Genomic DNA, 23,800 nt, shown 5'->3' on the forward strand with positions numbered 1-23,800 from the left:
ATAACCACCATGACGCTCGTCAAGGAAGCGCCCGTGCGCCCGGCGAAGAAGCGGTCCGCCGCTCCTGTCGCTGGGCGGCGCGGGCGGCGCCGCGAGAACCTCGCCGGCTATCTCTTCATGTCGCCGTGGATCGCGGGTTTCCTGCTGCTCACGGCGGGGCCGATGATCGCGTCGCTGTACTACGCGTTCACCAGCTACAACCTGTTCACGCCGCCCCAGTGGGTGGGGCTGGACAACTTCACGACGATGTTCCAGGACCCGCGCTGGCAGAAGTCGGTCGAGGTCACGCTCAAGTACGTCGTCGTGGCCACACCGCTGAAGCTGCTTCTCGCGCTGGGAGTGGCGCTGCTGCTCGCGCAGAAGCGGCGTGGGCAGGCCATGTACCGGGCCGCGTTCTACATGCCGTCGCTCATCGGCGCCAGCGTCTCCGTGGGCTTCGTCTGGCGGGCGCTGTTCTCCGACGACGCCGTCGTCGACCGTACGCAGAAGGTCTTCGGGCTCGACGCCGGCGGCTGGATCGGCAATCCGGACTACGTCCTGTACGCCCTGGTGGCCCTGAGCATCTGGCAGTTCGGTGCGCCGATGGTCATCTTCCTGGCGGGGCTCAAGCAGGTGCCCCAGGAGCTGTACGAGGCCGCCGAGGTCGACGGAGCCGGTCCCTTCCGGCGGTTCTGGAACATCACGCTGCCGATGATCTCCCCGGTGCTGTTCTTCAACGTGCTGCTGGAGTCCATCCACGCGTTCCAGGTGTTCGGCTCCGCCTATGTCGTCTCCGACACCCGGTGCGGGCCCGCCGACGCCACCCTCGTCTACACCTGTTACCTCTACCAGAAGGGCTTCAAGGAGGCCCAGATGGGCTTCGCCTCCGCGATGGCCTGGACTCTGGTGATCGCGGTCGCGCTCGTCACGGCGGTCCTGTTCTGGTCGCAGAAGAAGTGGGTGCACTACGAGGAGGCCGCCAAGTGACCAGTGCCACCAGCCCTGTCGTGCACACCACGAACGAGGGGCGGCGCATCGGATCCCTCGTCTGGCACGTGGGCGCGCTCCTCGTGCTCGCGGTCGTCCTCTACCCGGTGATCTGGGTGCTCGGCGCCTCGTTCAAGCCGAGCAAGGACATCATCGCCAGCCTCGACCTGCTGCCCACCAAACCGGTCTGGGCGAACTTCTCCGGGCTCGCCGACGGCATCTCCGGCATCTCCATCACCAGCTTCTTCAGCAACTCGCTGATGTACGCGGTCCTGGCCGTGGTCGGTGTGGTGATCTCCAGCTCGCTGACGGCGTACGCCTTCGCCAAGATCCGGTTCGCCGGGCGGAACCTGCTGTTCACGCTGATGATCGGCACGCTGCTGCTGCCGTACCACGTGCTGCTCATCCCGCAGTACGTGCTGTTCCGCAACCTCGGCTACATCGACACGCTCGTGCCGCTCGTCGCGGGCAAGTTCCTCGCCACGGAGGCGTTCTTCGTCTTCCTGATGGTGCAGTTCATGCGCGGGCTGCCGCGCGAGCTGGACGAGGCCGCCAAGCTCGACGGGTGCGGGCACCTGCGGACCTACTGGTCCATCGTGCTGCCGTTGAGCCGGCCCGCGATCATCACCAGCGCCATCTTCACCTTCATCAACGCGTGGAACGACTTCATGGGGCCGTTGATCTACCTCAACACCCCTTCCAAGTACACCGTTTCGCTGGGCCTGATGATGTTCCGCGACCAGGAGGGCATCTCCAACTACGGCAGCATGATCGCCATGTCGCTGGTGGCCCTGGTGCCGGTCGTCGCCTTCTTCATGGCCTTCCAGCGCTACCTCATCGACGGTATGGCGACCTCCGGACTGAAGGGCTGAGGCGGCCACCATGGCCCAAGCACGCGTGAAGGAACGCTCCCCGCGCAAGGAGTCCGTGTTCGGCGAGCGTTTCTCGGTCTTCGCCGAGTGTCTGCTCACCGGCGTGTGGATCGCCGTGGCCTGTCTCGGGGTCGTCACCTACCCCGCGGCCTTCGCCGCCGGCGCACGGCATCTGCGGCGTCGGACGACCCATGTGGGCGGTGGCTGGCGGGAGTTCGTCGCGGACTTCCGGGCGGCCGTGCGCCGAGGGTGGGCCGTCGGGCTCGTCGGCTGGGCGGTGGCCGCCGCGGTCTGGGTGGACGTCCTGGCCGCACGGGCCGGGATTCCCGGGGGGCCGTTCGTCGGGGCCGTCGGCGTCTTCGCGCTGATCGGCGTCGCCGTGGCCCTGCTGCGGGCGGCGGCCGTCTGGACGCCGGGCGCCTCCTGGCGGGCGCTGCTCGCGGACGCCGGGCGCCGGACCGTGCGCGATCCCGCCGGGTCCTTCCTGATCGTCTGCGGGCTGGCCGTCGTGGCCCTGTCCGCGGGGTTCCTTCCGCCGCTGGCGGTTCCCGTCCTCGGGGCCGTCGCGGCGGCGGCCGTGGCCGTGGAGGAGCGCTACCGGCACCGCTGACGGGCGGTGCCCTCGTACAAGGTCGGCGCTCCGGCGCCGTACCTCTCTGTGTCATGCCCCTGACCACCCCTGCATCCGCACGGAAAGGAAAGGCTGGTCTCCTATGTCTCCCATCCCCCGCAGGTCCCTTCTCAAGGCCGCCGCAGTCGCCGGAGCCGCCGCCCAGTTCAGCTGGGCGCTCGGCGCGAACGCACAGGCGGCGCCCAGAGCCGCCGAGGGCGACGCCGATCCCGTGACCCTGGACTGGCTGGAGGACGGCGGCCTCGGCGCCGCCCCCGGCTCCACGGTCGGCGTGCCCTGGCCGAAGGGCACCTACGACGCGGACCAGACCTTCGCGCTCACGGACGCCGCCGGCAAGGCCGTACCCGTACAGTCCTGGCCGCTCGCCTACTGGCCCGACGGCACCCTCAAGTGGACCGCGCACGCCGTGAGTTCGGGCGGCGCCGGAAAGCTGACGCTCGCCGCCGGGGCGCCCGAGGCCCCCGCCGCCAAGGTCACCGTCGACAAGAGCGGCGGGACCATCGACATATCGACCGGGGTCATCACCGCACGCATCGGCAAGTCCGGCTCCACGCTGGTGAAGTCGGTGATGCGCGGCTCCACGGAGATCGCGAAGAACGGGCGGCTCGTCCTCATCCGCCAGCCCGAGATCGAGGACGAGGACCAGGGCGCCACCAAGTTCGAGCGCTTCGACAGCGCCATCAGCAAGGTCGAGGTCGAACAGGACGGCCCCGTAAGGGCAGTCGTCCGCATCGACGGCAAGCACCGCAAGGGCAGCCGCAGTTGGCTGCCCTTCTCGATCCGCCTCTACTTCTACGCCGGTGCCGAGTCCTTCCGCATGGTCCACACCATCACGTACGACGGCACCCAGGAACCCGGCAAGGCCAGCGGCGACTTCATCCGCGGCCTCGGGGTCCGGTTCAGCGTCCCGATGCGGGACGCCTCGTACGACCGGCACATCCGGATCGGCGGCGACGGCACCGGACTGCTGCGCGAGGCCGTCAAGGGCATCACCGGGCAGCGGCGCGACCCCGGAGCGACCGTCCAGGCCGCCCAGTTCGCCGGGGAGAAGCTGGCCGATCCGTCGACCTGGGACCAGCGGGTCACCACCCGGCTCCAGTACATCCCCGAGTGGGGCGACTACACCCTCTCCCAGCTCTCCGCCGACGGCTTCACCCTCCGCAAGCGCACCAAGAAGGGCCACGGCTGGATCGGCGCCGGCGGCGGCAAGCGGGCCTCCGGGTTCGGATACGTCGGCGGGGCGAGCGGCGGATTCTCCTTCGGCCTGCGGGACTTCTGGGAGAAGCACCCCGCCCAGCTCGACATCCGCGACGCCCAGACCGACGAGGCCGAGGTCACCCTCTGGCTCTGGTCACCCGAGGCCCAGCCCATGGACCTGCGCTTCTACCACGACGGCATGGGCCAGGACACGTACGCGAAGCAGCTCGAAGGCCTCAACATCACCTACGAGGACTACGAACCCGGCTTCGGCACCCCCTACGGCATCGCCCGCACCTCCGAACTCCTCTTCTGGGCCAACGAGTCGACCCCGACCCCCGAGAAGCTCGCCGAACAGGTCGAAGCCGTCAGGGTGTTGCCGCAGCTCGCCGCCCCGCCCAAGCAGCTCATCAAGGCCCAGGTCTTCGGCCCGGGGCTGTACTCCGAGCCCGACCGTTCCACCCCCGCCAAGGCCAAGATCGAGGACCACCTCGACTTCCTCTTCACCTACTACAAGGACCAGGTGGAGCAGCGCCGTTGGTACGGCTTCTGGGACTACGGCGACATCATGCACACCTACGACACCTACCGGCACCAGTGGCGGTACGACATCGGCGGCTACGCCTGGGACAACTCGGAACTGTCGCCCGACCTCTGGCTCTGGTTCGCGTACCTGCGCTCCGGCCGCGCCGACATCTTCCGCTTCGCCGAGGCAATGACCCGCCACACAGGCGAAGTCGACGTCTACCACCTCGGACAGTGGGCCGGCCTCGGCACCCGTCACGGCGTCCAGCACTACGCCGACAGCGCCAAGCAGCAGCGCATCGCCAACACCACCTACCGCCGCTACTACTACTTCCTCACCGGCGACGAACGCGTCGGCGACCTCATGCACGCCAACGTCGACAGTGACGAGACCTTCCTCATCCTCGACCCCATCCGCAAGATCCGCACCGAGCCGTACACACCCGACCGGCACGCCCTGTCGATCGGCTTCGGCACCGACTGGAGCGGGCTGGTGTCGGCCTGGCTGACCGAGTGGGAGCGCAAGGGGCCCAAGTGGGAGAAGGCCAAGGCGCGGGTCCTGTCGACGATGGAGACCATCGCCGCCCAGCCCAACGGGTTCGTGCAGGGCAGCGGGCTGTACGACCTCGACACCGGTAGGTTCGCGGTCGCCCCGGCGCCCGTGGTCGGTGTCTCGCACCTCTCCGCCGTCTTCGGACTCAACGAACTGTGCGCCGAACTCATCGACTTGGTCGACATGCCCAAGTTCAATGAGGCGTACTTCGACTACTGCCGCTACTTCAACGCCACCAAGGCGGAACAGGCGGCCCGCTACGGCTCCAACTTCGGCTCCCTGCTCCTCTTCCAGGGCCACTCGCGGCTCGACGCGTACGCGGCCGTACAGACCGGTGACGAGAAGCTCGCCAAGCGTGCGTGGGACAAGTTCTACAACTCCGACGGCTACAAGGAGTCGGCTCCCTGGAAGACCGAGCCGGTGAGCGGCCCGGTCGCCCTCGTCCCGGGAAGCGAGGCCACCTGGATCGCCACCAACGACACCGCCCTCTACGGCCTCGCCGCCATCGAGAACCTCGCCCTGCTCGGCCACAAGATGCCGTAGGCCGAGGCGGCTCGCTCTAGTTCATCTTCCCCAGGACCTCCCGCACCCGCCGGACGTCCCGGATCCGCTGCTCGTACGTCGTGCCGAGTGCGAGCAGCAGCAGTCCGGCGAGGGCGGGAGGAACCCAGCGGGGGAGAGCGCCGGTCACCTGCACGAGGTACGGGGCGAGCTCGTGCAGCGCGACCAGGGCGAGCGCTGAGCCGCCGAGCAGCAGTGGCGCCTGTAGCTGGTGCCGGGCGCCCAGCAGGGTGACCAGCAGCGCCGCCGAGCCCAGCAGCAACGGGCGCGTCCAGTGCGCGTCGCCCCAGGACGCGACCAGGCTCGGTACGAGGGTGGCGGCGAGTCCGGGACCGTACGCCGTCCAGGACGACGCGCCCGGATCACGGCGTCGGCGGAGGACGCCGACGAGCAGCGCCGGGATGCTGACCGGGAGGGTGTAGGCCTCCGGCGTCGCGACGTCCCAGGAGGCCAGGCGTACCCAGGTGGCGAGGACGAACAGGGCGGTGGCCGCGTAGCCGACAGGGCGCCGGTCCGCGCGAACCGCCGTTCCCGCGGTGATCACTCCGCACAGGGCCAGTACCAGGGCGAGCAGGGGCGGATCGGTGAGCGTGAGACCCGCGGCGAGCAGTGCTGCAGCGGCTCCCGCCGCCTCGATCGGCACGGTCGCACGCGCGTCCACTCGTGCCGCGACCAAGGCCGCGACCACTGGGATGGCCAGGACGAGCAGCGCGGTGTGCGACGGCCGCCAGTCTGCGGCGGCGCCGGTCGCACAGGCGAGCGCGGCGGCGTACGCGAGCGCGGCCGGGGCTGTGACGGGGGCGAGGTGCGATGCCCAGGAGGCCGCCGCGAAGAGCGCGGTCAGGGCGGAGAGTACGGCCAGGGTCGCGGTCTGCGAGGCGAGGGAGAGGAAGGCGAGGCTGAAAGAGGTGATCAGCGCGAGCATGAGGGCGGTGAGCTGTGCGGGCGTGAACCGATGGGCCGTCGTGCCTTCGTCGACGGCATCGGCGGGAGCGGTGACATCAGCGGCATCGGTGGACGTGGCTCGGATTCCGTACGCCACCACCGCGAGGGCTCCGGCCGCCATGGCTCCCTGAGCCAACAGGCCCGCTGCATAAGGCAGTTCCAGGATCGCCGGAAGGATGAGCGCCGTCGCCCACGCCAGGCCCAGCGCGCCCGCGAGGGCCCGGGGACGCCAGGTCGCCGCAGGGACCGCCGGCATGAGGACGGCCGCGACGGCCGCGACGGCCGCGACGGCGGCCAGGACGACGGGGGCCGTCGCCATGTGGGGCGGCCAGGGCGCGTCGAGCGTCACCGCGGCACGGGCGTCCGACGGCACGCCGTTCCACGCGCGCGACGCCCAGCCGATCGGTGCGAGCAGGACGAGACCGACGACGGGCAGCGCCCACAGCACGGCCAGAGCCTGTACGGTTCCCGAGGCCCAGGCCAGGCCCCGCCGTAGCGCATCCGGTAGCCGCCCGGCCCGCACCGCCGCCAACAGGGCGATCCCGCAGGCCAGATGAACCGGGACCGTCCACACCTCGGGCAGCGCGGAACGCGCCGCCCCACCGAACGCGGCCACCGTGAGCAGCCCCGACACCACGCTGAGACCGACGGCTCGCGCCCCGCCCCGGCTCTGCCATGCGGCACCCAGCGCGACCAGGGCCGCGAGGACAAGGAGCGCCCCCGCACGGGCGGCGGAGCCCGGGCCGGTGGCCGTCCAGGACAGCCCACCGGCGGCCAGTACGCCCGAGGCACCCATGCCGTACGCGCCGACTGCGGCGACGACCCGTACGGACCCGGCGGTCACCCGGAGAGCCACTACCGTGTCTACCCCGGCCGTCACCAGTAGCGCGGCCGTGATGCCGTACGGCCCGGCGTCGACGGCCAGCGCCCAGAGCAGGAGCGGGAGTTGGGCCGCGACCAGCGCGGCGGGGAGCGGCAGGCGCAGCCCGGTCGTGCGCGGCAGCAGACCGTACGAGGCCCAGGCCCACGCGAGCACCGCCGACGCGAGGGCCGCGTACGCCGTCCCGTCCGTGGCCGTGAGAGCGACCTCGTGCAGCGCGTAGGCGTCCAGGACGGTCAGCGCGAGACCGAGACCGGCCACCGACTCGGCCGTCGAGCGCAGCCCTCGCTTCAGCAGCACCGTCGGCCCGGCGAGCGCGGCCAGCGTCACGGCGCCGAGCACCACGGCCCGTCCGGCGATGCCCAGGTGACCCCAGCTGACCAGGGTGAACACCATCGCCGCGATGGTGAGCAGGACGCCGCCGAGCAGCAGGAGGAGGTTCTGCACGCTGGTCGCGCCGGCCTCCGGACGGGGCGGCGCGACAGGGGCCGACCGCGCCCTGTGCAGAGTTGTGATCAGCCAGGCTCGACGAGCCAGCAACTGGGCGCGGCGGGCGTCCAGTTGCCACAACTCGGCATCGAGGAGCCGCAGCTCTTCGGCCGGGGGCGGGATATGCGTCATGCTGTGGAGTGTGGTCTGCTTCACGACATTCGGCATGAGTGTGCGTACTCAGGCGTACTCAGGTGTCCGCCGATATCCGCTCCGCGCAGGGCAGACTCTGTTCATGGACTGGAGCCATTACCGATTCCGCACCCAGTGGACCCTGGCCGCACCGCGCGCCACGGTGTACGACGCCCTGGAACGGGCCGAGGACTATCCGCGCTGGTGGCCACAGGTACGCGAGGTCAACCGCATCGACGACACCAGCGGCGTCGTCCGCATCCGCTCCGTGTTGCCGTACGACCTGACCTTCACCGCCCGCGAGGTGCGCCGCGACCCGGCGGGCGGAGTCCTGGAGATCGCCATGACCGGCGACCTCGACGGCTGGGCGCGCTGGACACTCACCGAGGCCGGGTCCGGCACCCTCGCCCGCTACGACCAGGAAGTCGACGTCGCCAAGCCGCTGCTGCGCCGCCTCGCCGTGCCCGGACGGCCCGTCTTCCGCGCCAACCACGCCCTGATGATGCGGGCGGGACGGCGCGGACTGGCCGCCCACCTCGAAGCGGTTTGAACGAAGCCCGCCCGGACCTGTATTGTTCACTCCGTTCCCGGGCGATTAGCTCAGTGGGAGAGCGCTTCGTTCACACCGAAGAGGTCACTGGTTCGAACCCAGTATCGCCCACCGGGATAAAGCCGGTCCGTCATCGACGGACCGGTTTTTTTCATGCCTGTTTCTCATGCCTGCGGCTAAGCAGCCGCCCGCAGTTCGGGACGCAGCGGCCACGCCGGATCGACCGCCTCCTCCGAACCGCTCTTCGCGAACCAGGCCTGCAACCCGCGCGCCTGCGCCGCGTGCCACACCGCCTGGAGCGTGTGCAGTTCGGCGGGGGAGAGGCGCTCCAGCCGGGCCGTGAAACGGCGCCCGACCGCCCGTACGACCTCCAGCGAGGCCAGTGCGTCCGCCGCCGCGTCATGGGCGCCGTCCAGCGTGACACCGTAGTGCGCACACAGGTCGGTGAGGGTGCGGCGGCCCTTGCGGTAGCGGTCCAGGTGCTTGTCCAGGACCCGGGGATCCAGCACCAGCAGCGGTGTCGACTCGAACCAGCGGTCGAGCGACGAGGCGCGATGGCGGCGCAACTCCCGGTCCAGCATGGTCAGATCGAAGGGCGCGTTCATGATGACCAGCGGGCGGCCCGCCGATGCCTGCTCCGCCAGCGCCCGGGCTATCTCCTCCACCACGGGGGACGGCCAGCGGCCGTTGCGCTGAAGATGGTCGTCCGTCAGTCCGTGCACCGCCGTCGCCGAAGCGGGCACCGGCACACCCGGGTTGACCAGCCAACGGCTGATCCGCGGCCGGGTGCCCGGCCCGTCCTGGACGACGACGGAGGCCGACACGATCCGGTCGGTCTCGACGTCCACGCCCGTGGTCTCCGTATCGAACGCGGCCAGAGGGCCCTCGTACCAGTACGTCATACGCACACAACTCCTCGTTCACCCACGGCAGCTGACGCACCGTCTTCTGCCCGTTTGGTGATACCCGGGCTGTTTGCGCCGTACGCCGGAAGGAGACAACAGAGGTACGGGTTTACGCACTTCAGCGGCCTGTCTCTGGAATTCACCTGGTTTGGAAGGCACTTGGTCATGGCGATAGCGCAGCCCGAACGGGGCGGGCTGCTGCCCGAGCGCACGACACCCCTTCGCGGCACCCTCGCCACCACCGCCTGTATGGAGACACTGCAGGTGGGCTATCTGCACGCCGTCGCGGCGGCGGCCGGTTGCTCGCTGTCCCAGCCGTTCCCCGACAACGGCATCGACTGGCACGTCAGCCACAGCGCCCCCGGGCACACGGTCGACGACGAGGTCACCATCAAGGTCCAGCTGAAGTGCACGTACCAGATCGCACCGAACCCGCCGGGCCCGTACTTCTCCTTCACGCTCGACAACGCCCACCTGGCGAAGCTCGCCCGGACCCCGGTCTCGGTGCACAAGATCCTGGTCGTGATGCTCGTACCGCGCTCGCAGGACGACTGGCTGCGCGCCGGGCATGATGGACTCGACCTGCGGCACTGCTGCTACTGGATCAACCTCGCCGGGCACCCCATGACCGGCCGGCACCGGACCACCGTGCGGATACCGACCTCACGCATCTTCGACGACCGCGCGCTCTGCGAGATCATGACGCGGGTAGGGACGGGAGGCAGACCGTGACGCACCGGCCCACCGAGGAGCAGCCCCTGCGGCCCGTCCGGCCGCACCCGGTCGACACCCCCTGGCACAACGATCCGCCCTCGCCCGAACAGGTCGACCCCGCCGTGCTCGGCGCCCTCCTGCGCCGCCACGGCTGGCAGCGGCGCGGTGGAGCCGTCGGACGGTACGGCCGCTGGACGCCACCCGGGCCCGGCGGCAGCGGCACGAGCCTCCTCGTGCCCGAGAGCCGGGCCTTCCCCGACAGCGACGACCTGCTCGGCGAGGCGCTCGTCGCGCTCGCCCGCAGCGGATCGCCCGCGGCGCGCGAAGTGCTCGTCGGCCTCGCCGTGCCCAGCGACGAGATCCGCTGGTGGCGAGACGTACCGACCGGACCCGTCGGCGTCGCCTCCTGGCCCGTCGAGGAGCAACTGCGCTCCGCCGCCCGCCGGATGCTGCTCGCCGGAGCGCTCGCCACACGCGCGCGGGCCGGCTACCACGGCGCCCGCCACCGCGGGCCCGCCGACGTTCTGCTGGAACACGTCCTCGTCGGCGCGGCCCCCGCCGGCCGCAGCCTCACCGCGTTCGTCCCGGTCACCACGGGCCGCCCCCTCGCGGTACGGCTCCACCAGGCCCTGTACGCGGCCCGCGAGGCCATCGACTACCAACGGGCCACCGGCGGCATGGACGCCTTCGACGGGGCCGTCGAGGCGGGCGTCAGCCATGAGCTGACGGAGGCACTCGTCGCCCTGGTCCGCGGTACGGAGGGTGCCCGGATCGCCGTCGGATGGGCACCCGGCGCGGGTGTCCCCGAGGGCTGCGCGGCCTCCGCCGACCCCGTCGAGTTCTCGCCCGGCGACCTGCCCGCCCTGCGCGCGGCCGGCGCCCGCTATCTGCGCGAGGAACCGTCCGTGCCGGTCCGGATCACCGGCACGGTGGTACGGATGCGCAGGTCGGGGCCGCGCGGCGAAGGCGCTGTACGCCTGCGGGTGCTGGCCGGCGCGGAGATCCCGTACGTCCGGATGACGGTGGACGAGGAGGCGTACCGGATCGCCGGGCACGCGCACCTGGTCGGGCTGCCGGTGCGGATGCACGGCCGACTGGAGAGCCGGGGCGGCTTCCGGCGGCTGACCGAGGTCTCCGGGGTCGAACCCGTCCAGGTCGACGAGGCGGAGCGGGACCGGCTGCTGAAGTCGTTGCAGGAGACCGCCGAGCGCATCGCCTTCTTCGAGGACGCGGGCGGCGAGGAAGCGTGCGCCGGGGACGACTGAGGGCGCTCTGACGAGGGCCCCCGGTTATCTGTTTAGCGGTGGGCGGGCCGAGGTCGGTACGATCCTCACTTGCGCGCGCTCTGGGTATGGCGCCGCACCCCCTTCAGTCAGGAGAGTCCGGTGTCAGACGTCCGTGTGATCATCCAACGCGATTCCGAGCGGGAAGAGCGCGTGGTGACGACGGGGACTACGGCCGCCGACCTCTTCGCCGGCGAACGTACGATCGTCGCCGCGCGGGTGGGCGGGGAGCTCAAGGACCTCGCGTACGCGGTGCGGGACGGCGAGGAGGTCGAGCCCGTCGAGATCTCCTCCGAGGACGGCCTCAACATCCTGCGCCACTCGACCGCCCACGTCATGGCCCAGGCCGTGCAGGAGCTGTTCCCCGAGGCCAAACTCGGCATCGGCCCGCCGGTCAAGGACGGCTTCTACTACGACTTCGACGTCGAGAAGCCGTTCACGCCCGAGGACCTCAAGGCCGTCGAGAAGAAGATGCAGGAGATCCAGAAGCGCGGGCAGCGGTTCTCCCGCCGTGTGGTGACCGACGAGGCGGCTCGCGAGGAGCTGGCGTCGGAGCCGTACAAGCTGGAGCTGATCGGCATCAAGGGCTCCGCGTCGACCGACGACGGCGCGAACGTCGAGGTGGGTTCCGGCGAGCTCACCATCTACGACAACCTCGACGCCAAGACCGGCGACCTGTGCTGGAAGGACCTGTGCCGCGGTCCCCACCTGCCCACCACCCGCAACATCCCGGCGTTCAAGCTGATGCGCAACGCCGCCGCGTACTGGCGGGGCAGCGAGAAGAACCCGATGCTCCAGCGCATCTACGGCACCGCCTGGCCCTCCAAGGAGGAGCTGAAGGCGCACCTCGACTTCCTCGTCGAGGCCGAGAAGCGCGATCACCGCAAGCTCGGCAACGAGCTGGACCTCTTCTCCATCCCGGACCAGATCGGCTCCGGCCTCGCCGTCTTCCACCCCAAGGGCGGCATCATCCGCCGGGTGATGGAGGACTACTCGCGCCGCCGGCACGAGGAGGAGGGCTACGAGTTCGTCTACACCCCGCACGCCACGAAGGGGAAGCTCTTCGAGACCTCGGGCCACCTGGACTGGTACGCCGACGGCATGTACCCGCCCATGCAGCTCGACGAGGGCGTGGACTACTACCTCAAGCCCATGAACTGCCCGATGCACAACCTGATCTTCGACGCGCGTGGTCGCTCGTACCGTGAACTCCCCTTGAGGATGTTCGAGTTCGGCACGGTGTACCGGTACGAGAAGTCGGGCGTCGTGCACGGCCTGACCCGCGCCCGGGGGTTCACCCAGGACGACGCGCACATCTACTGCACGCGTGAGCAGATGGCGGAGGAGCTGGACAGGACGCTCACTTTCGTCCTCGGGCTGCTGCGGGACTACGGTCTGACCGACTTCTACCTGGAGCTGTCGACCAAGGACCCGGAGAAGTTCGTCGGCTCGGACGAGGCCTGGGAGGAGGCCACCGAGACGCTGCGTCAGGTGGCCGAGAAGCAGGGGCTGCCGCTCGTACCCGACCCGGGTGGCGCGGCCTTCTACGGGCCGAAGATCTCCGTCCAGACGAAGGACGCGATCGGTCGTACCTGGCAGATGTCGACGGTCCAGCTCGACTTCAACCTGCCTGAGCGGTTCGATCTGGAGTACACGGGTCCCGACGGCTCCAAGCAGCGGCCGGTCATGATCCACCGGGCCCTGTTCGGCTCCATCGAGCGGTTCTTCGCCGTGCTCCTCGAGCACTACGCGGGTGCGTTCCCGGCGTGGCTGGCGCCTGTGCAGGCGGTCGGCATCCCGATCGGCGACGGGCACGTGGAGTACCTGCAGAAGTTCGCCGCCGAGGCGAAGAAGCAGGGGCTGCGGGTCGAGGTGGACTCGTCCTCCGACCGTATGCAGAAGAAGATCCGCAACGCCCAGAAGCAGAAGGTGCCGTTCATGGTCATCGTCGGCGACGACGACATGAACGGCGACACGGTGTCCTTCCGCTACCGGGACGGTTCGCAGGAGAACGGCATCCCGTTCGCGGACGCGCTCGCGAAGATCGCGAAGGTTGTGGAGGAGCGGACCCAGGTCTGAGTCCGGCACTTGTGGTGGGGCCTCCGGAAAGCTCGGCTTTCCGGAGGCCTTTCCGTGCTCGCCCCGGCGACACGCTCTGCACAGGCGAAGCAATATGCTGCATGGCATGACGAGTGAGCCGGAACAGCAGATCGGAGTCGGGACGCAGGACGCTTTTCAGCGCCTGTGGACGCCTCACCGGATGGCCTACATCCAGGGTGAGAACAAGCCGACCGGCCCCGGCGCCGACGACGGCTGTCCCTTCTGCTCGATCCCGGCCAAGTCCGACGAGGACGGCCTCATCCTTCAGCGTGGCGAGCAGGTCTACGCGGTGCTCAATCTGTACCCGTACACGGGCGGCCATCTGATGGTCGTGCCGTACCGCCATGTCGCCGACTACACGGACCTGACGGACTCCGAGACGGCCGAACTGGCCGAGCTGACCAAGCAGGCGATGACGGCCCTGCGTACGGCGTCCGGTGCCCATGGGTTCAACATCGGGATGAACCAGGGCACGGTGGCAGGCGCGGGCATCGCGGCCCACCTGCACCAGCACATCGTCCCGCGCTGGGGCGGCGACACGAACTTCATGCCGGTGGTGGGTCACACGAAGGTGCTGCCGCAGTTGCTGGGGGACACACGGAAGATGCTGGCGGAGGCGTGGCCTTCGAGCGCGGACCCAGGCACCCTCAGCCCGTCCGGCGTTTGAGGACAAGGCCCGTTCAGGGCCGTAGCGGGGGTCTGGGGGCGGCAGCCCCCAGAGACAGCCACCCCAACCGACCCGTACCGCACACCGCCCGACCGCCGGAGGCCTACGCGTCGTAGACGTCGGCCTTGCGGGGCGACGCGTCCTGCACAGCCGTACTGAGGAACGACGACCGGTTTCCGAACTTCTCCGTGTCCACGCCGTTCTCCTCCAGCACCTTGATCGCCGCCGCGTGCACGACCCGCAGTACCGGTGTGGCCGCCCGGAGCGCGTCGTCGGCCATGAAGCGGTGCCGCCACGGCTGGTCCGCCCACGAGTGCCGCAGTCCGAACGGTTCCGGCAGGCCCAGTGAGCCGCCCAGCCAGTTCAGGAGGGGTGGGTACCAGGTCAGCGGCGCGCGTGCGGTGAGCCGTACGACCTCGTCCGCGTCGACCAGCGGGAGTTTGACCTTCCGGGTCTCCCAGAACCTGATCGACTTCTGGACCTCCTTCTCCTTGGCCGCGGGCTTGCTGGTGAAGAGGGAGTGGACCGGACCGAGCGCGTGTCCGGTCACCTCGATGCGCAGGGTCTCGTGCAGCACGGTCACCGTGATGAGCATCGTGATGATCAACTGGCCGTCCCACAGCGTCCACTGGACCCCGAGGTAGTGCCGTTGGCCGCTGCCGAACTGCTGCTTGTTGCAGATGTCCTGTATGGCATGGTTCTTGATCTGGTAGGCGTCCACGTCCGTGCCGCTCGGCCGGGAGACCTCTTTGGCGCCCTCGCCGACGGGCGTGACGATCCAGTGCTTCAGGGACGGCTTGGTGAACCCGCCGGTGTTGAGCGGCCCGCGTTCCAGCATGCGCAGCTGGTCGTGGATCGAACGTATGACGTCCCAGCTGCGGAAGGGGTGGATCTCCTTGCCCGCGTCCCGTGCGACCAGGTCCTCGGCGAGCTGCCAGCTGCCCCATCGGGTGCCCATGCCGAGTATGCCCTTGGGGCCGGCGTAGAAGACGGAGTTGGACTGCTGTTCGGCGCTGAGCCGGGCCAGTTCCTTGCGCAGGTGCTCGGCGGCGGTCTCGCCGGGGCTGCCGGGTACCGCCTCCGGGATCTTGGCGCCGACGCCACCGCCGGACAGCAGTGCGGCCCAGCGGTCGCGCAGGTCCTGCGCGGTGCGCTCGCAGATCTGCTTGGCCCACAGCCAGCCGACGACCGGCAGGACGACGCACGCGCGTGCGTACAACGCCCAGAAGCCGGTGAACGGCATCTTGATCAGGAAGATCACGGCGACGGCGCCGACGGCGACGAGCAGGGTGGTGGCGAGGGCGGAAGCCCGCTTGTCCTCGCGCCTGGAGATGTTCGCGCGGCCGGCGAAGACCAGCAGCCACAGCAGGAGTCCGGGCAGGAAGAGCACCCCGCACAGCACCATCACCGCGGACAGCCAGTTGTCGCGGTCCCGCCGGATGCGGTGGGCAGCGAGGGCGTGCTCGACGACGACCTGTGGTTCGGTGCCGAAGGACTGGATCAGCGGCTTGCGGCCGGCGCCCAGCATGCGGTCGATCACGGCCCGGGAGAACGCCTCACCGAGCTTGGGCCGGAAGATCCTCGCCCATTTGCCCCGGGGTTCCTTGACCGTCGACTTGTGCCACTCGTTGTCGGCGTCAAGGATCTTCGTGACCTCGTCGTCCTCCCGGTAGGCCGCCGAGGCCAGCGCGAAGGTCGCCGCCGTCTGGCCCGCGGAACCCGACAGGGGCACCTGAGCCCCAGGACTGAAATCGAACCCGTCGTCCGCCACGCTGCCGCCCCCTCGCCGCCTTACCCGCTCCTGCGGCTTTCCCGACTTCCTTGTTCCGCACACCTGTTGAACAGGTCATCACGTTGATCGAGTCGCAACTTGATCAGGTGATCAGCGTATCCGCAGCCACCGACAACGGGGCGGCGGACGGCCGAAGCCGCCCGCCGATCTGGAAGAAAGCGTTCCGGAAACCCCACTTGCCGGGTGCCGGACACCAACTACGGGGCGCCCTTGGTCTGTTCGCGGACCCTCTCGGCGACCTGTGGCGGCATCGGTTCGTGCCGTGCGTACTTGCGGTCGAAGCGGGCGGTGCCGTGCGAGAGGGAGCGCAGATCGACGGCGTACCGGCCGATCTCGATCTCGGGCACCTCGGCGCGTACGAGGGTCCGCCCGCCGCCCGCCTGCTCGGTGCCGACGACCCGGCCGCGACGCCCGGACAGGTCGCTCATCACGGACCCCACGTAGTCGTCGCCGACCAGCACCGTCACCTCGGCCACGGGTTCGAGGAGATGGATCTTCGCGTCGGCGGCGGCCTCGCGCAGCGCGAGCGCCCCGGCGGTCTGGAACGCGGCGTCGGAGGAGTCCACGGAGTGCGCCTTGCCGTCGAGCAGGGTGACGCGTACGTCGATGAGCGGATGGCCGGCGGCGATCCCCCGGCCGGCCTGTGCCCGTACGCCCTTCTCGACGGACGGGATGAACTGCCTGGGCACGGCGCCCCCGACGACCTTGTCCACGAACTCGATGCCCGAGCCGCCGGGCAGCGGCTCCACCTCGATCTCGCAGATCGCGAACTGCCCGTGCCCGCCGGACTGCTTCACATGGCGCCCGCGCCCCGCGGACTTCGCGGCGAACGTCTCCCGTAGGGAGACCTTGTGCGGTACGACGTCCACCTGGACGCCGTACCGGTTGCGCAGCCGTTCCAGGGCGACGTCCGCGTGGGCCTCGCCCAGGCACCACAGGACCACCTGGTGGGTGTCCTGGTTCTGTTCGAGCCGCATGGTGGGGTCCTCGGCGACGAGCCGGCCGAGGCCCTGCGAGAGCTTGTCCTCGTCCGCCTTGCTGTGCGCCTGGATGGCGAGCGGCAGCAGCGGGTCGGGCATCTCCCACGGCTCCATCAGGAGAGGGTCGTCCTTCGCGGAGAGGGTGTCCCCGGTCTCCGCCCGGTTCAGCTTCGCCACGCACGCCAGGTCGCCCGCGATGCAGTGCGTGAGCGAGCGCTGCTGCTTCCCGAAGGGGGCGGAGAGGGCGCCGACGCGCTCGTCGACGTCGTGGTCCTCGTGGCCGCGGTCGGTGAGCCCGTGCCCCGAGACATGCACCGTCTGGTCGGGGCGCAGGGTGCCGGAGAAGACGCGGACGAGGGAGACGCGGCCCACGTAGGGGTCGCTGGCCGTCTTCACGACCTCCGCGACCAGCGGGCCGGCCGGATCGCAGAGTTTCAGCTCGCGCGGCCGGCCGTCGACCGTGGTGACCCCGGGCGCCTCGCGCTCCAGCGGGGTCGGGAAGCCTCCGGTGACCAGTTCCAGCAGCTCGACGGTGCCGATGCCCTGCCGGGCGCCCTCGGCGGCGGGTGCGGCGGCGAGCACGGGGAAGAAGGTCCCGCGCGCGACGGCCCGTTCCAGGTCCTCGATGAGGGTCCTGACGTCGATCTCCTCGCCGCCCAGATAGCGGTCCATGAGGGTCTCGTCCTCACTCTCCGCGATGATCCCCTCGATGAGCCGGTTGCGGGCCTCCTCGATGAGAGGGAGCTGCTCGGGGCCCGGCTCGGACTCCTTGCGTTCCCCTGAGGAGTAGTCGAACAGCTTCTGCGACAGCAGCCCGGTCAGCCCGGTCACGGGCGCGTGCCCGTCCGGCCCCGGTGCGCCGTGCAGCGGCAGGTAGAGCGGCAGTACGGCGTCGGGGTCGTCCGCGCCGAAGGCCTCCGCGCAGGTCCGCGTCATGTCGTCGAAGTCCGCGCGCGCGGACTCCAGATGCGTGACGACGATGGCCCGCGGCATGCCGACCGCCGCGCACTCCTCCCACACCATCCGCGTCGAGCCGTCCACCCCGTCCGAGGCCGAGACGACGAAAAGGGCCGCGTCCGCCGCCCGCAGACCGGCCCTGAGTTCCCCGACGAAGTCGGCGTATCCAGGAGTGTCCAAAATGTTGATCTTGTACCCGTCCCATTCGACGGGCACCAGGGAGAGCTGTACCGAGCGCTGCTGCCGGTGCTCGATCTCGTCGTAGTCGGAGACGGTGCCGCCGTCCTCCACACGGCCCGCCCGGTTGACGGCCCCCGCGGTCAGCGCGAGAGCCTCCACCAGTGTCGTCTTGCCCGATCCGGAGTGGCCGACCAGCACCACATTCCGTACGGACGCGGGGTGGTCGGCCGCCGTAGCCCTGCCGGCGGCTCCGGGGTGTGCGTTCGCCTTGTCGCCCATGGTCCTGCCTCCCGTGCACGGTGAGGTCACTGTGGGCGCGCGGCGGATCCTCCCCCAGACTTCGTCCGGGGGTACCCCCAGCGGTGGCGGCTCCGATGACGCCCGCGGTGCTTTCGAGCTTTGCACTCGCGTCACGGGGCGTCCATACGGCGGACGCGATCGCGCCGCCGGACCGCCCGGCGCGGCATGATCCGGGCGTCGGCGGGGCCACCGACATCGCGTTGTGACCCGGATGCCGTCAGGCCGTGACACGGGGCGCGGGTGCCCGACCGTCGCACATGCGCGCGCGTGACTACGATGGGCCAGCCGGTGGCCAGTAGGGGCCGCGCGGCGACACCGACCCTCGGGAAGGCCATGCTGAACAAGTACGCGCGTGCATTCTTCACGCGTGTCCTCACACCGTTCGCCGCGTTTCTCATCCGCCGGGGCGTCAGTCCCGACACGGTCACGATCCTCGGTACCGCCGGAGTGATCGCGGGCGCGCTGGTCTTCTATCCCAGGGGTGAGTTCTTCTGGGGCACGATCGTCATCACGTTGTTCGTGTTCTCGGACCTCGTCGACGGCAACATGGCCCGCCAGCTGGGCCGTTCGAGCCGCTGGGGCGCCTTCCTGGACTCCACCCTCGACCGGGTGGCCGACGGCGCGATCTTCGGCGGCTTCGCCCTCTGGTACGCGGGCGGCGGCAACGACCTCGTCCTGTGCGCGGTCTCGATCTTCTGTCTGACCAGCGGCCAGGTGGTCTCGTACACCAAGGCGCGCGGTGAGTCGATCGGTCTGCCCGTCGCGGTCAACGGACTCATCGAGCGCGCCGAGCGCCTGGTGATCTCGCTGGTCGCGGCCGGTCTCGCGGGCATGCACGCGTTCGGCGTGCCCGGCATCCAGTACCTGTTGCCGGTCGCCCTGTGGATCGTCGCCGTGGGCAGCCTGATCACGCTGATCCAGCGCGTCGTCACGGTCCGCCGGGAGTCCGCGGAGGCCGACGAGGCGGACGCGCGCGGGAACACCGCGCGGAACAGCGAGGCCACGTCGTGAGCGACCTGCAGGGGCGCCTGACGGACACGGCGTACGCGGCGGGCTGGAGCGTCGTCAAGAGGCTCCCGGAGCCCGTCGCCGTCCGGCTCGGCCGGACCATCGCGGACCTCGCCTGGAAACGGCGCGGAGAGCGCGTACGACGCCTCGAATCGAACTACGCGCGCGTGGTGCCCGACGCGACACCGGAGCGCCTCGCCGAACTGTCCCGCGCGGGCATGCGCTCGTACCTGCGCTACTGGATGGAGTCGTTCCGCCTCCCCGCGTGGAGCCCGGAGCGCATGAAGACGGGCTTCGACCCGACGGACGCGCACAACCTGACCGACGGCCTGGCCTCGGGCCGGGGCGTGGTCATCGCGCTTCCGCACCTGGGCAACTGGGACCTGGCCGGCGCGTGGGTCACCACCAAGCTGGAGACGCGCTTCACGACGGTCGCCGAGCGCCTGAAGCCGGAGGCGCTGTACGACCGTTTCGTAGCCTATCGCGAGGGCCTGGGCATGGAGGTCCTGCCGCACAACGGCGGCACCGCCTTCGGCACCCTGGCGCGGCGGCTGCGGGACGGCGGCATGGTCTGCCTGGTCGCCGACCGGGACCTGTCCGCCTCGGGCGTCGAGGTGAAGTTCTTCGGCGACACGGCCCGGATGCCCGCTGGTCCGGCCCTCCTCGCCCAGCAGACCGGCGCGGTGCTGCTACCGGTGACACTCTGGTACGACGATTCGCCGGTCATGCGCGGACGTATTCATCCCCCGATCGAGGTACCCGAGACAGGTACACGGGCAGAGAAGACGTCTGTCATGACACAGGCGCTGGCCGATGCCTTCGCCACGGGAATCGCCGACCACCCGGAGGACTGGCACATGCTGCAGCGGCTGTGGATCGCGGACCTCGACCCCGCGAAGGATCCGGCGAAGGCCCCGGAGAGGGACCCGGAGAAGGGCACCCCGTGAAGATCGGCATCGTCTGCCCGTACTCCTGGGACGTGCCGGGCGGCGTCCAGTTCCACATCCGTGATCTGGCCGAGTACTTCATCCGCACGGGCCACGAGGTCTCCGTCCTGGCCCCGGCCGACGACGACACCCCCCTCCCGCCGTACGTCGTCTCGGCCGGCCGTGCGGTCCCGGTGCCGTACAACGGCTCGGTGGCCCGCCTGAACTTCGGCTTCCTGTCGGCGGCCCGGGTACGGCGGTGGCTGCACGACGGCGGGTTCGACGTGATCCACATCCACGAGCCGGCCTCGCCCTCGCTGGGCCTGCTGGCCTGCTGGGCGGCCCAGGGCCCGATCGTGGCCACCTTCCACACCTCGAACCCGCGCTCCCGGGCCATGGTCGCCGCGTACTCGATCCTCCAGGCCGCCCTGGAGAAGATCAGCGCCCGGATCGCGGTGAGCGAGTACGCGCGGCGCACGCTGGTGGAGCACCTGGGCGGCGACGCGGTCGTCATCCCGAACGGTGTCGACGTCGACTTCTTCGCCGGTGCCAAGCCGAATCCCGAGTGGCAGGGCGACACCATCGGCTTCATCGGCCGCATCGACGAGCCCCGCAAGGGTCTGCCGGTCCTGATGAAGGCTCTCCCGAAGATCCTTGCCGCCCGCCCCGCGACGAGGCTGCTGGTCGCGGGCCGCGGCGACGAGGTGGAAGCGGTGGAGACCCTGCCGCCGGAGATGCGCTCGCGCGTCGAGTTCCTGGGCATGGTCAGCGACGAGGACAAGGCACGCCTGCTGCGCAGCGTCGACGTGTACATCGCCCCCAACACCGGCGGCGAGAGCTTCGGGATCATCCTGGTCGAGGCCCTGTCGGCGGGGGCACCTGTCCTGGCCTCGGACCTCGACGCCTTCGCCCAGGTCCTGGATCAGGGGGCGGCGGGCGAGCTGTTCACCAACGAGGACGCGGACGCCCTGGCCGACGCGGCCGTGCGCCTCCTGGGCGACCCCGATCGCCGGGCCGAGCTGCGGGAACGGGGGAGCGCCCATGTGCGGCGGTTCGACTGGTCGACGGTGGGGGCGGACATCCTGTCCGTGTACGAGACGGTGACGGACGGCACGACAGCGGTCGCGGCGGACGAGCGGACGGCGCCGGGACTGATGGCACGACTGGGACTGGCGAGGGACTGAGCGGGGCCGCAGCCCCTGGGGACAGCCAGGTGACGAACTCCGCGGAACCGGCAGAGCTGTAGCCTGCCGCCCGTGACCCCAACCCTCATCTGGATCCTTGTCGCGCTCGTCGTGATCGGCCTCTACCTCAGCTGGACCGCCGGCCGACTCGACCGACTGCACGTCAGGATCGACGCCACGCGCGCCGGGCTCGACGCGCAACTGCTGCGCCGGGCTTCCGTCGCCCAGGAGTTGGCCACCGCGGGCGTCCTCGATCCGGCTGCCTCGATCGTGCTGTACGAGGCGGCGCACGCCGCGCGCCAGGCCGAGGAGGAGCAGCGGGAGGTCGCCGAGAGCGAGCTGAGCCAGGCGCTGCGGGCCGTCTTCGCGGAGGTTCCGCAGGTCGAGGCAGTACGGGAGGCCCCCGGCGGGGACGAAGCGGCGAGTGAGCTGACGGAGGCGGTGCGCAGGGTGCCGATGGCCCGGCGGTTCCACAACGACGCGGTGCGAGCGGCGCGGGCGTTGCGGCGGCACCGGAAGGTCCGGTGGTTCCGGCTGGCGGGGCACGCCCCGTTCCCGATGGCGTTCGAGATGGACGACGAGCCCCCGGCGGCACTGGGGGAGCGGGCGGCGGCGTGAGGGGCGCGGCTGAGAGAGGTTCTCGCCCCCGCCGCCCCTACCCGTCCCATCCTCGGGGGCGCTGCCCCCGAACCCCCGCTCCTCAAACGCCGGAGGGGCTGACATACCAGCCCGTTGGGGGTCCCCCCTCTCTGGGGGAGTTTGAGGACAAGGCCCGTTCAGGGCCGTAGCGGGGTCTGGGGCGGCAGCCCCAGAGATGGGACGGGTAGGGGCGGCGGGGGCGAAAACGATCCACCGGCTCCCCATTGGCCCTTGCTGTGGCCTGCTCCTCTCCCGTTTCCTCAGTACTGCAGCAGCCCTCTTTCACCGAGTGAGGTCACACCGTGTCGAGCACGTTCTCCAACCCCGCCCAGACGCCCGAAACCGGCACCGCGCGCGTGAAGCGCGGTATGGCCGAGCAGCTCAAGGGCGGTGTGATCATGGACGTGGTCAACGCCGAGCAGGCGAAGATCGCCGAAGACGCCGGCGCCGTGGCCGTCATGGCCCTGGAGCGCGTCCCGGCCGACATCCGCAAGGACGGCGGCGTGGCCCGTATGTCCGACCCGGACATGATCGAGGGCATCATCGAGGCCGTGTCCATCCCGGTCATGGCGAAGTCGCGCATCGGCCACTTCGTCGAGGCCCAGGTCCTGCAGTCCCTCGGCGTCGACTACATCGACGAGTCCGAGGTGCTGACCCCCGCCGACGAGGTCAACCACTCCGACAAGTGGGCCTTCACCACCCCCTTCGTCTGTGGCGCCACCAACCTCGGTGAGGCCCTGCGCCGTATCGCCGAGGGCGCCGCGATGATCCGCTCCAAGGGCGAGGCCGGCACCGGCAACGTCGTCGAGGCCGTCCGCCACCTGCGGCAGATCAAGAACGAGATCGCCCGTCTGCGTGGCTACGACAACAACGAGCTGTACGCCGCCGCCAAGGACCTGCGTGCCCCGTACGAGCTCGTCCAGGAGGTCGCCGACCTCGGCAAGCTGCCGGTCGTGCTGTTCTCCGCCGGCGGTGTGGCAACCCCCGCCGACGCCGCACTCATGCGCCAGCTCGGCGCCGAGGGCGTCTTCGTCGGCTCCGGCATCTTCAAGTCCGGCGACCCCGCCAAGCGCGCCGCCGCCATCGTGAAGGCGACCACCTTCTACGACGACCCGAAGATCATCGCGGACGCTTCCCGCAACCTCGGCGAGGCCATGGTCGGCATCAACTGCGACACCCTCCCCGAGTCCGAGCGCTACGCGAACCGGGGCTGGTAACACCCATGTACGACACCCCCGTCATCGGTGTCCTGGCCCTCCAGGGCGACGTACAGGAACACCTCATCGCCCTGGCCGAGGCGGACGCCCTGGCCAGGCCGGTGCGGCGCCCCGAGGAACTCGCCGAGGTGGATGGCCTGATCATCCCCGGCGGCGAGTCCACCACCATCTCCAAGCTGGCCGTCCTCTTCGGCATGATGGAACCCCTCCGCGCGCGCGTGCGCGCCGGTATGCCCGTCTACGGCACCTGCGCCGGCATGATCATGCTCGCCGACAAGATCCTCGACCCGCGCTCGGGCCAGGAGACCGTCGGCGGTATCGACATGATCGTGCGCCGCAACGCCTTCGGACGCCAGAACGAGTCCTTCGAGGCGGCGGTCGACGTGAAGGGCGTGGAGGGCGATCCTGTGGAGGGCGTCTTCATCCGTGCCCCCTGGGTCGAGTCCGTCGGCGCCGAGGCCGAGGTGCTCGCCGAGCACGGCGGTCACATCGTCGCCGTACGTCAGGGCAACGCGCTCGCCACGTCGTTCCACCCGGAACTGACCGGCGACCACCGCGTGCACTCCCTTTTCGTCGACATCGTGCGGGCCGACATGGCACGCACGGCGGGCGCCGACCGTACAGCGGAGTCCTTGTAGGATCTCTGG

The 23,800-nt window shown here is 70.3% G+C and carries 19 protein-coding genes and 1 tRNA gene; 16 read left to right on the top strand and 4 right to left on the bottom strand.

Going from position 1 to position 23,800, the window contains the following annotated elements; all coding sequences use genetic code 11:
- Positions 1 to 9 precede the first annotated feature (9 nt).
- The 4 genes from ACH4TV_RS19195 to ACH4TV_RS19210 all read left to right on the top strand — a co-directional run bounded on the left by ACH4TV_RS19195 (position 10) and on the right by ACH4TV_RS19210 (position 5,287).
- A complete protein-coding gene (locus tag ACH4TV_RS19195; RefSeq protein ID WP_398399487.1) occupies positions 10 to 966 on the top strand; it encodes a carbohydrate ABC transporter permease in 957 nt (318 codons plus the stop codon).
- On the top strand, positions 963 to 1,838 hold the full coding sequence (locus ACH4TV_RS19200) for a carbohydrate ABC transporter permease (RefSeq protein WP_398399489.1): 876 nt from the start codon (positions 963 to 965) through the stop codon (positions 1,836 to 1,838). Before ACH4TV_RS19195 ends, ACH4TV_RS19200 begins: the two co-directional genes overlap by 4 nt.
- 10 nt (positions 1,839 to 1,848) lie before the next feature.
- Positions 1,849 to 2,448: a hypothetical protein gene (locus ACH4TV_RS19205; protein WP_398399491.1), complete on the top strand. Its 600-nt coding sequence runs from the start codon at positions 1,849 to 1,851 to the stop codon at positions 2,446 to 2,448.
- A gap of 103 nt (positions 2,449 to 2,551) precedes the next feature.
- Positions 2,552 to 5,287 (top strand): Tat pathway signal sequence domain protein, encoded by a 2,736-nt coding sequence (locus ACH4TV_RS19210; protein ID WP_398399493.1) that lies wholly within the window; start codon positions 2,552 to 2,554, stop codon positions 5,285 to 5,287.
- Positions 5,288 to 5,303: 16 nt separating this feature from the next.
- Here the strand turns inward: ACH4TV_RS19210 and ACH4TV_RS19215 are convergent, their stop codons facing one another.
- Positions 5,304 to 7,751, bottom strand: coding sequence for an SCO7613 C-terminal domain-containing membrane protein (locus ACH4TV_RS19215; protein ID WP_398399495.1), 2,448 nt, complete (start codon positions 7,749 to 7,751; stop codon positions 5,304 to 5,306).
- Positions 7,752 to 7,854: 103 nt separating this feature from the next.
- Here ACH4TV_RS19215 and ACH4TV_RS19220 point away from each other — a divergent pair, with 103 nt between their 5' ends.
- Positions 7,855 to 8,301: an SRPBCC family protein gene (locus ACH4TV_RS19220; RefSeq protein WP_398399497.1), complete on the top strand. Its 447-nt coding sequence runs from the start codon at positions 7,855 to 7,857 to the stop codon at positions 8,299 to 8,301.
- Positions 8,302 to 8,340: 39 nt separating this feature from the next.
- A tRNA-Val gene (locus ACH4TV_RS19225) sits at positions 8,341 to 8,412 on the top strand.
- 65 nt (positions 8,413 to 8,477) lie between these two features.
- On the opposite strand, the gene ACH4TV_RS19230 is transcribed toward ACH4TV_RS19225, so the two are convergent.
- On the bottom strand, positions 8,478 to 9,203 hold the full coding sequence (locus ACH4TV_RS19230) for a 3'-5' exonuclease (protein WP_398399499.1): 726 nt from the start codon (positions 9,201 to 9,203) through the stop codon (positions 8,478 to 8,480).
- 168 nt (positions 9,204 to 9,371) lie between these two features.
- On the opposite strand from ACH4TV_RS19230, the gene ACH4TV_RS19235 reads away from it, so the two are divergent.
- From ACH4TV_RS19235 to ACH4TV_RS19250, 4 genes are all read left to right on the top strand, one after another.
- Positions 9,372 to 9,938 (top strand): DUF4365 domain-containing protein, encoded by a 567-nt coding sequence (locus ACH4TV_RS19235; protein ID WP_398399502.1) that lies wholly within the window; start codon positions 9,372 to 9,374, stop codon positions 9,936 to 9,938.
- Positions 9,935 to 11,185 carry a hypothetical protein gene (locus tag ACH4TV_RS19240; protein ID WP_398399504.1) on the top strand — a complete coding sequence of 417 codons (1,251 nt, stop codon included), beginning with the start codon at positions 9,935 to 9,937 and terminating at the stop codon, positions 11,183 to 11,185. The genes ACH4TV_RS19235 and ACH4TV_RS19240 overlap by 4 nt, the downstream gene beginning before the upstream one ends.
- A 120-nt stretch (positions 11,186 to 11,305) precedes the next feature.
- Positions 11,306 to 13,282, top strand: coding sequence for a threonine--tRNA ligase (gene thrS / locus ACH4TV_RS19245; RefSeq protein ID WP_398399506.1), 1,977 nt, complete (start codon positions 11,306 to 11,308; stop codon positions 13,280 to 13,282).
- A gap of 94 nt (positions 13,283 to 13,376) precedes the next feature.
- Positions 13,377 to 13,970, top strand: a complete 594-nt coding sequence (locus tag ACH4TV_RS19250; protein WP_398399508.1) for an HIT family protein — start codon at positions 13,377 to 13,379, stop codon at positions 13,968 to 13,970.
- A 103-nt stretch (positions 13,971 to 14,073) separates the two neighbouring features.
- Here the strand turns inward: ACH4TV_RS19250 and ACH4TV_RS19255 are convergent, their stop codons facing one another.
- Together ACH4TV_RS19255 and ACH4TV_RS19260 are read right to left on the bottom strand one after the other, a co-directional pair.
- Positions 14,074 to 15,741 carry a hypothetical protein gene (locus ACH4TV_RS19255; protein WP_398399509.1) on the bottom strand — a complete coding sequence of 556 codons (1,668 nt, stop codon included), beginning with the start codon at positions 15,739 to 15,741 and terminating at the stop codon, positions 14,074 to 14,076.
- Between the two features lie 218 nt (positions 15,742 to 15,959).
- Entirely contained in the window at positions 15,960 to 18,158 is a 2,199-nt protein-coding gene (locus tag ACH4TV_RS19260) for an elongation factor G-like protein EF-G2 (RefSeq protein WP_398399511.1), read from the bottom strand.
- A gap of 297 nt (positions 18,159 to 18,455) precedes the next feature.
- Here ACH4TV_RS19260 and pgsA point away from each other — a divergent pair, with 297 nt between their 5' ends.
- The 6 genes from pgsA (at position 18,456) to pdxT (ending at position 23,791) form a co-directional block, all read left to right on the top strand.
- Positions 18,456 to 19,190, top strand: coding sequence for a phosphatidylinositol phosphate synthase (pgsA, locus tag ACH4TV_RS19265; protein WP_398399770.1), 735 nt, complete (start codon positions 18,456 to 18,458; stop codon positions 19,188 to 19,190).
- Positions 19,187 to 20,134, top strand: coding sequence for a phosphatidylinositol mannoside acyltransferase (locus tag ACH4TV_RS19270; RefSeq protein ID WP_398399513.1), 948 nt, complete (start codon positions 19,187 to 19,189; stop codon positions 20,132 to 20,134). Before pgsA ends, ACH4TV_RS19270 begins: the two co-directional genes overlap by 4 nt.
- The gene (locus ACH4TV_RS19275) at positions 20,131 to 21,297 is read left to right on the top strand and encodes a glycosyltransferase family 4 protein (RefSeq protein WP_398399515.1); all 1,167 of its coding nucleotides are present in this window, start codon (positions 20,131 to 20,133) and stop codon (positions 21,295 to 21,297) included. The genes ACH4TV_RS19270 and ACH4TV_RS19275 overlap by 4 nt, the downstream gene beginning before the upstream one ends.
- Positions 21,298 to 21,369: 72 nt before the next feature.
- Positions 21,370 to 21,915, top strand: a complete 546-nt coding sequence (locus tag ACH4TV_RS19280) for a hypothetical protein (protein ID WP_398399517.1) — start codon at positions 21,370 to 21,372, stop codon at positions 21,913 to 21,915.
- 389 nt (positions 21,916 to 22,304) lie between these two features.
- Positions 22,305 to 23,153 carry a pyridoxal 5'-phosphate synthase lyase subunit PdxS gene (gene pdxS, locus ACH4TV_RS19285; protein ID WP_398399772.1) on the top strand — a complete coding sequence of 283 codons (849 nt, stop codon included), beginning with the start codon at positions 22,305 to 22,307 and terminating at the stop codon, positions 23,151 to 23,153.
- A 5-nt stretch (positions 23,154 to 23,158) separates the two neighbouring features.
- The gene (pdxT, locus tag ACH4TV_RS19290; protein ID WP_398399519.1) at positions 23,159 to 23,791 is read left to right on the top strand and encodes a pyridoxal 5'-phosphate synthase glutaminase subunit PdxT; all 633 of its coding nucleotides are present in this window, start codon (positions 23,159 to 23,161) and stop codon (positions 23,789 to 23,791) included.
- Positions 23,792 to 23,800: the final 9 nt, after the last annotated feature.

This window comes from Streptomyces sp. NPDC020898 (genome assembly GCF_044333925.1).
Classification (GTDB): Bacteria; Actinomycetota; Actinomycetes; order Streptomycetales; family Streptomycetaceae; genus Streptomyces.

Excerpts from the sequence above, each read along its gene's own strand:
- ACH4TV_RS19195 (WP_398399487.1), top strand. The coding sequence starts at position 10 with ATGACGCTCGTCAAGGAAGCGCCCGTGCGCCCGGCGAAGAAGCGGTCC.
- ACH4TV_RS19205 (WP_398399491.1), top strand. The coding sequence starts at position 1,849 with ATGGCCCAAGCACGCGTGAAGGAACGCTCCCCGCGCAAGGAGTCCGTG.
- ACH4TV_RS19210 (WP_398399493.1), top strand. The coding sequence starts at position 2,552 with ATGTCTCCCATCCCCCGCAGGTCCCTTCTCAAGGCCGCCGCAGTCGCC.
- ACH4TV_RS19215 (WP_398399495.1), bottom strand. The coding sequence starts at position 7,751 with ATGACGCATATCCCGCCCCCGGCCGAAGAGCTGCGGCTCCTCGATGCC.
- ACH4TV_RS19220 (WP_398399497.1), top strand. The coding sequence starts at position 7,855 with ATGGACTGGAGCCATTACCGATTCCGCACCCAGTGGACCCTGGCCGCA.
- ACH4TV_RS19230 (WP_398399499.1), bottom strand. The coding sequence starts at position 9,203 with ATGACGTACTGGTACGAGGGCCCTCTGGCCGCGTTCGATACGGAGACC.
- ACH4TV_RS19235 (WP_398399502.1), top strand. The coding sequence starts at position 9,372 with ATGGCGATAGCGCAGCCCGAACGGGGCGGGCTGCTGCCCGAGCGCACG.
- ACH4TV_RS19250 (WP_398399508.1), top strand. The coding sequence starts at position 13,377 with ATGCTGCATGGCATGACGAGTGAGCCGGAACAGCAGATCGGAGTCGGG.
- ACH4TV_RS19260 (WP_398399511.1), bottom strand. The coding sequence starts at position 18,158 with ATGGGCGACAAGGCGAACGCACACCCCGGAGCCGCCGGCAGGGCTACG.
- pgsA (WP_398399770.1), top strand. The coding sequence starts at position 18,456 with ATGGGCCAGCCGGTGGCCAGTAGGGGCCGCGCGGCGACACCGACCCTC.
- pdxS (WP_398399772.1), top strand. The coding sequence starts at position 22,305 with ATGGCCGAGCAGCTCAAGGGCGGTGTGATCATGGACGTGGTCAACGCC.
- pdxT (WP_398399519.1), top strand. The coding sequence starts at position 23,159 with ATGTACGACACCCCCGTCATCGGTGTCCTGGCCCTCCAGGGCGACGTA.